The 6,465-nt window shown below is 69.2% G+C and carries 6 protein-coding genes and 2 pseudogenes; 4 read left to right on the forward strand and 4 right to left on the reverse strand.

Annotation, left to right across the window (positions count from 1 at the left end; all coding sequences use genetic code 11):
* From PSU4_RS30365 to PSU4_RS32065, 4 genes and pseudogenes are all read left to right on the forward strand, one after another.
* Positions 1–1,114 (forward strand): IS110 family RNA-guided transposase (locus tag PSU4_RS30365; protein WP_186817273.1); only part of this gene is annotated, 1,114 nt, incomplete at its 5' end.
* A gap of 69 nt (positions 1,115–1,183) precedes the next feature.
* Positions 1,184–1,780 (forward strand): ATP-binding protein, encoded by a 597-nt coding sequence (locus PSU4_RS30370; RefSeq protein ID WP_147116060.1) that lies wholly within the window; start codon positions 1,184–1,186, stop codon positions 1,778–1,780.
* A 407-nt stretch (positions 1,781–2,187) separates the two neighbouring features.
* Positions 2,188–2,862: pseudogene (locus tag PSU4_RS33155) on the forward strand (TOTE conflict system archaeo-eukaryotic primase domain-containing protein); the annotation flags it as partial.
* Between the two features lie 415 nt (positions 2,863–3,277).
* On the forward strand, positions 3,278–4,393 hold the full coding sequence (locus PSU4_RS32065) for a DEAD/DEAH box helicase (RefSeq protein ID WP_222596458.1): 1,116 nt from the start codon (positions 3,278–3,280) through the stop codon (positions 4,391–4,393).
* A 6-nt stretch (positions 4,394–4,399) separates the two neighbouring features.
* Here PSU4_RS32065 and PSU4_RS32675 read toward each other — a convergent pair whose 3' ends face one another.
* The 4 genes and pseudogenes from PSU4_RS32675 to PSU4_RS30385 all read right to left on the reverse strand — a co-directional run bounded on the left by PSU4_RS32675 (position 4,400) and on the right by PSU4_RS30385 (position 6,303).
* Entirely contained in the window at positions 4,400–4,567 is a 168-nt protein-coding gene (locus tag PSU4_RS32675) for a hypothetical protein (protein ID WP_246115455.1), read from the reverse strand.
* Between the two features lie 53 nt (positions 4,568–4,620).
* A pseudogene (locus tag PSU4_RS33160) lies at positions 4,621–4,818 on the reverse strand (PIN-like domain-containing protein); the annotation flags it as partial.
* A 2-nt stretch (positions 4,819–4,820) separates the two neighbouring features.
* Entirely contained in the window at positions 4,821–5,321 is a 501-nt protein-coding gene (locus PSU4_RS30380; RefSeq protein ID WP_147116062.1) for a DUF433 domain-containing protein, read from the reverse strand.
* A 46-nt stretch (positions 5,322–5,367) separates the two neighbouring features.
* Positions 5,368–6,303, reverse strand: a complete 936-nt coding sequence (locus tag PSU4_RS30385) for an IS3 family transposase (RefSeq protein WP_186817275.1) — start codon at positions 6,301–6,303, stop codon at positions 5,368–5,370.
* Positions 6,304–6,465 lie beyond the last annotated feature (162 nt).

Below are 6,465 nucleotides of genomic sequence, written 5' to 3' on the forward strand. Positions count from 1 at the left end.
GTTGCCCAACGACGAGGCCGCGCTGACCGAGGTCTTCACCCGCCTCGCCGCCCACGGCCGGACGCTGGTCGTGGTCGATCAGCCTGCCTCGATCGGTGCGCTTGCCGTCGCCGTGGCCCGCTCGCTGGGCATCGAGGTGGCCTACCTGCCTGGGTTGGCGATGCGTCGCATCGCTGACCTGCATCCTGGCCAGAGCAAGACCGACGCCCGCGATGCCCACGTCATCGCCGACGCCGCCCGCACCATGCCCCACACCCTGCGCCGGGTCAGCACCGATGACGAGACCCTCGCCGAGCTCTCCGTGCTGGCCGGCTACGACGACGACCTCGCCGCCCAGTCGACACGGCTGACAAACCGGCTGCGCGATGCTCTGCTCCACGTCCACCCGGCCCTGGAACGCCTGCTCGGACCACGGATGGACCGCGGCGGGGTGCTCGATCTGCTCGCCGCCGCCCCGACCCCGCAGGCCCTGCGCGACCTCGGCGAGGCCGGGATCGCCGCCACCATGCGTCCGCGTTCCCCACGGCTGGCCACGACACTTCCTGCCATGATCCTGGCCGCGCTCGACACTCAGACAGTCGTCGTCCCGGGCACCGCCGCGTTCGGCCGGGTGATCGCCGGGGTCGCCGCCCAGTTGCGCGAGGTCCGCGTTGAACGAGACAGCCTGGCCGCCGAGCTCGAGGACCTGCTGGAGGCCCACCCTCTTGCCGGGGTCCTGACCTCGATGCCCGGCCTCGGGTTCAGGACCGCACTGAAGATCCTCACCATCGTCGGAGACGGTGCCGCGTTCCCCACCGCCGGTCACCTCGCCGCCTACGCGGGCCTGGCCCCGGTCACCCGCCGCTCCGGCAGCTCGATCAAGGGCGAGACGCGGTCCCAGCGCGGTAACCACGCCCTGAAGTCGGCGCTGTTCTTGTCGGCATTCGCCAGCCTTGCCGATCCGGTCAGCCGCGCCTACTACGACCGCAAACGCGCCGCCGGGAAGCGACACAACGCCGCTCTGATCTGCCTCGCTCGCCGCCGCACCGACGTCATCTACGCCATGCTCCGCGACCGGCGCCCCTACGCACCACCGAGCGTCCCGACGCTGCCACCAGTGGCCGCAGCCGCTTGACAACCCCATAGAGACACCCCCCGCGTCCGTCCGTGGCACCAAGAGCTCACACCCGAAGGCTCGGCCACGGTGAGCGCCGACGACGGACTGCGCGGGGCGCTGCGAGCTCTGAAGTTGTGCGGGATGCTCGACACCCTCGACGCCAGGTTGGCTCAGGCCCGCGCCAGCGAGCGCGGCCACCTGGAGTTCCTCAAAGTCCTCTGCCGGGACGAGGTCGCCCGCCGCGACCGGGCCGCGTTCGCGCGCTGGCTGCGCCGGGCCCACTTCGAAGAACAGGTCCCCCTGGAAGGCTTCGACTTCCACGCCAATCCGAAGCTGCCCGCCGCGCAGGTCCGAGACCTGGCCACGCTGCGCTGGCTCGACGCCGGCGAGTCGGTGATCCTCACCGGGCCGGCCGGAGTCGGCAAGGCCTTCGTCGCCCAGGCCGTCGCTCGCCAGGCCATTCGCCACGGCGCCGACGTCCGGTTCGCTGAGACCCGCCGGGTCGTGGCCGAGCTCCCCGGCGGCCACGCCGATCACAGCTGGGCCCGCCGGCTGCGCGCGCTTGTATGCCCTCGGTGCAGATCGGCTCGCAGGGCCTCCGTGGCACGGGTCGTGGTACGAAATGTGGCTGGCTGGCCGAGCATCCTGAGCACGCTGAACTCGCTGACGTGCACCGATGGATGAGATGGGCCTGATGTAGCTAGCGACACATTGTCTCGTAATGCGTAGGTCTGGGGTTCGACTCCCCAAGGCGGCTCCACTTTCGCAGGTCAGACGCCTACTTGAGGGTTTCATTCCTTTGTGGCGTGATCGGCGCTCGGCTGGCCGCGGTACGTACTCGTCATCGGCGCAAGTCGCGCCTCGTCCGGCGGATGGATCAGGCCGGACTCCTCGTCGATTCCAGCTGATCGCGGGCCGCCACCGGGCGTGGCATCGTGAGGTTCGTGCCGACGAGCTCCGGGGAACTCGAGCGTGAGCTCGCTCGGCTGCGGGCCGAGAACGGACGGCTGCTGCGGCTGCTGGGGATGACGGCGGAGCAGGCCCGCACCCCGGTCCCGTCCCAGTCGGGGCTGTTCCTGGAGCGCCCCGGCATGGTGACCGCGTTGTCGACTCCGCAGGACAAGGTCGCCTTCTTCAGGGCGTTGTTCGCGGCCCGCGAGGATGTCTACGCGATTCGGTGGGAGAACGGGAGATCGGGCAAGTCGGGCTGGGTTCCGGCGGTGGCCGGTGGGTGGCGGAAGGGCGCGACCCGTCCGTACCTGCGGCTTCGTGACGATGTGGTCGCAGCGCACCTGTCGGGCCGCGACCACATCGGGCTGTATCCGTTGATGCCGGGTGACACCTGTCGGTGGCTTGCCGCGGACTTCGACGGCCCGGCGGCGATGCTCGACGCGCTGGCCTATCTCAAGGCGGCCAGGGCGGCGGGAGTTCCAGCAGCTCTGGAGGTCTCGCGGTCCGGGGTCGGTGCGCATGTGTGGATCTTCTTCGCCGGCGCGGTTCCGGCAGCGACGGCGAGAGCCCTGGGCATGGGCCTGCTCCGTGAGGCGATCGCCCTCCGCGGGCGGATGGATCTGCGCAGCTACGACCGACTCTTCCCGTCGCAGGACGTCCTGCCGTCCGCGGGCGGGATCGGGAACCTGATCGCTGCTCCGCTGCACGGTCGGGCGCGCAAGGACGGTGCGACGGTGTTCCTCGACCTCGGCACGCTCGAGCCGCACGAGGATCAGTGGGCCTATCTGTCCGGAGTGCACCGGCTGTCCCCGGCCGAGGTCACCCGCCTGGTCGGCCGCGTCGGGGTGGTGAAGGTGGGTGGCGCAGTCGAGCGTCTGGCTCCGGCGACGTCGACCCGGACGAGGCCGGAACCAGCGGCGGTGGTCGGGCTACGGCTGGACGCCGGTTGCGAGGTGTCCGTCTCGGACCTGACGCCGGCGGCCCTCGCGACGCTCAAGCACGCGGCATCGATGAGCAACCCGTTGTTCGGTGAGCGGCAGCGCCGTCGGCTGTCGACGTGGAACGTGCCCCGCTTCCTGCTCAGCTACGACGAGACCGTGGACGGCCGGCTCGTCCTGCCCCGTGGGCTCGGTGAGCGGGTCGTGTCGGTGCTGAAGGAGGCGGGAAGCCGCGTCGAGATCAGCGACGAGCGCACGCACCGACGGCGACAGCCATGCCTTCGAGCTGTCGGTGACGCTGCGCGAGGACCAGGCTGCTGCTGTCTCGGACCTCGCCGCTCACGACCTCGGTGTGCTCGTCGCGGAACCGGGTGCGGGAAAGACCGTCATGGGATGTGCACTGATCGCAGAGCACGGCGTGTCCACACTGGTGCTGGTGGACCGCAAGACATTGGCGGACCAGTGGCGGACCCGGATCAGGGACGTGCTGAGCGTTCGGGCGGGTCAGCTGGGCGCCGGACGCTCCTCGCTGCGGGGCGTCGTCGACATCGTCACTCTGCAGACCCTGGCTCGCCGTCAGGACGTCGCAGAGCTGACCGCCGGCTACGGGCTCGTTCTCGTGGACGAGTGTCATCATCTGCCCGCCGCCGCGTTCGAGAGTGCGGCTCGGCGGATCCGAGCGAGACGTTGGGTCGGTCTGACCGCGACTCCTTACCGGCGAGATGGACTCGACGAGCTCATCCACCACCAGCTCGGCCCGATCCGGCACACGGTCACGCCTCCGCCGGCGGGCACACTGGGGGCTGCCGACGCTCCCGAGCGGCTCCTGACGGTGCACCCGACCTCTTATGAATATGTCGGGGAGGCGGATCCGTCGAAGCCGGGCGGGATGGCGGCGATCTACCGGGACCTTGCCGCTGACGACGCGCGTCGGGACCAGGTTGTCGGGGACGTGCTCGACGCGTTGGAACGTGGGAGGAACTGCCTGGTCCTGACGCAGTGGAAGAACCATGTGGAGTCCCTGGTGGGACGATTCCGCGACGAGGGGCGCGATCCCGTGGTCCTGCGTGGAGGTATGGGTGCCGGGGAACGCAGAGCGGCGCTGGCTCGTCTCGAACCTGGTACGACGCCGTTGCTCGTCGTCGCGACCGGTCCCTATGTCGGGGAGGGCTTCGACTGTCCCGCTCTCGATGCCCTCTTCCTCGCGGCGCCGATCGCGTTCAAGGGCCGCCTCGTGCAGTTCGCCGGTCGCGTGCTCCGGCCCTATCCCGGCAAGACGACGGCCGAGGTGCACGACTACCACGACGAACTGACCGCTGTGCTCGCCTCGTCGCTGTCCAAGCGAGCCCCGGGATACAAGTCCCTCGGTTTCCCCGATCCCCGTGACTCGATCATGTCACGGCGCTGATCCGGGTTACGGGTCGACATCGCCGCCGTCGAAGATCGACGCACCCGCCCGCGTCACACTGGCCAGCCACGGTCCGGGGTGCTCGTCGACGAGCTTCTCGATCTCGTTCCACCAGCGCAGCCAGAGGCGGAGCTGTTCGAACAGGTCAGTTGGCCGCCAGTGGTCTGAAAGCATGCTCGGACGCCGTGGTCCAGGAGGGCCTGGCGTTCCAGCGGTCGACTACGGATGCGCTTGTCCCGGGTGAGGACGACGAAGCCTGCCTGGCCGACGAGGGGTAGCCACTCGTGGTCCCTGGCGCCTGCCGGTACAAGGTCGCCAGGACCACCGGGCCACGTCACGTCGCCGCGGACGTATCGGAGGGCCTGGGCGACGCCGATGCTGTTCTCGTCGAAGAACCAGCGCGGAGTCTGGAGACGAGCGGGCACGCTCAGGCTGCTCGGGAGAGCTCGCCGTGGTGACGCTCGAAGTCGACGACCTGCTCGACGTCGGTCACCGAGATCGAGTAGATCTCCGCCAGGCGGGCGGGCTCCTCGCCGGCTCCGACGAGCTCGGCGACGATTTCGGTGCGCACGCCGACACCGGGGATGGTGGGCTCGCCGAAGCTGCGCGTGGGGTCCAGGACGATCGGCTTGCTCCGGCCGAGCGGGAACAAACGCTCCGCGATGTCGTTGGCATCGTTGAACTCGACCTTGTCGAGGAACGCGACAGTCGAGTCTGAAGGCATGAGAGAGCCGTCGCGGCCAAGGATGACGATGTTCAGCACCGGGTCGAGGCCGACGAACTCCTGCGCCTCGAGGGCGAGTTCGCGGCCGGAGGTGTAGGGCTTCAGCGTGGCGAGCGGGTACGGGACCTGGAGCCGGTCGCGGAGAAACCCGATGACGGGGCGGAGGTACTGGAGGGTGACCTGCTTGGCGCGGTACTCACGCAAGTAGCCGGCCTCGACGTGAGGTTCCCCCGGTAGCTCGGAGTGCTTGCTACCTGGCGGGTGCCGTCTCGGTCCCGTCGACGGGTGTTGCGGGTTGATCGTCCTGGATGGCCTGGCGGGCGCGCCAGGCGGTCTCGTACTCGTCGGGGGATTGCCAGCCCAGCCGGGCCTGGATGCGCTCGGTGTTGTACCAGGCGTCGATGTAGGCGAACAACGCGTTCTCTGCTTCCTCCTTGCTCCGCCACGAGTTCCGGTAGACGAGTTCAGTCTTGAGGGTGGAGAAGAAGTTCTCCATGAGCGCGTTATCGTAGGAATCGCCGACCGAACCCATCGACGCTAGAATCCCGTGGTCTTCCAGACGCTGCCCGAAACGCAGAGACGTATAGTTCGACCCCCTATCGGAATGGTGGACTATTTTCCCACCGCGGACGTTGCGGGTCCAGACCGCGTACTCGAGTGCACCGAGGATCAGGTCGGTGTCGCAGCGGTCCGAGCAGCGCCAGCCCACAATGCGGTTGGAGAAGGCGTCGCGGACCGCGGCCAGCCAGAAAACGCCTTCCCCGCACGGGATGCGGGTGGCGTCGGCGACCCACAGCCGATCCGGCGCGGCGGCGGTGAAGTCGCGGTTGACCAGGTCCGGGGCTGGGGTGGCACGCGGGTTCTGCCGGGTCGAGGCCGTCCGCCACCGTTTACGCAGGAACGCGCCCTGCAGCCCGTCCTCGCGCATCAGCCGCTCGACCCGCTTGCGCGATACGTGCTGGCCACCGCGACGCAGCGTGGCATGGACCCTCGGTGCCCCGTACGTGGCGCCGGAACGGCCGTGGATTCGGCGGATCTCCTCGACCAGCGCGGTATCGGCGCGCCGGCGTTCAGACGGGTCGCGCTGTTGGGCGAGCCATCCGTAGTAGCTCGACGCGGCCACACCGAGGACCCGCAGAATCGGACTGATTCCGAAACGGTCCTTCAGCGCATCGACCGCTTTCACCACCTCTTCCTTGTCGGGTCCATCTCCTGGGCGAAAAAAGCACTCGCCGCCTTGAGGATCTCGTTGGCCCGGCGCAGCTCGGCGTTCTCCTTGCGGAGCCGGCGAAGTTCCTCGGTCTCGGTGGTACTCGGGCGGTCGTGGCGCTCGCCGTGATCGGCCTGA

Origin of the sequence: Pseudonocardia sulfidoxydans NBRC 16205 (assembly GCF_007989085.1) — a bacterium.
Classification (GTDB): Bacteria; Actinomycetota; Actinomycetes; order Mycobacteriales; family Pseudonocardiaceae; genus Pseudonocardia; species Pseudonocardia sulfidoxydans.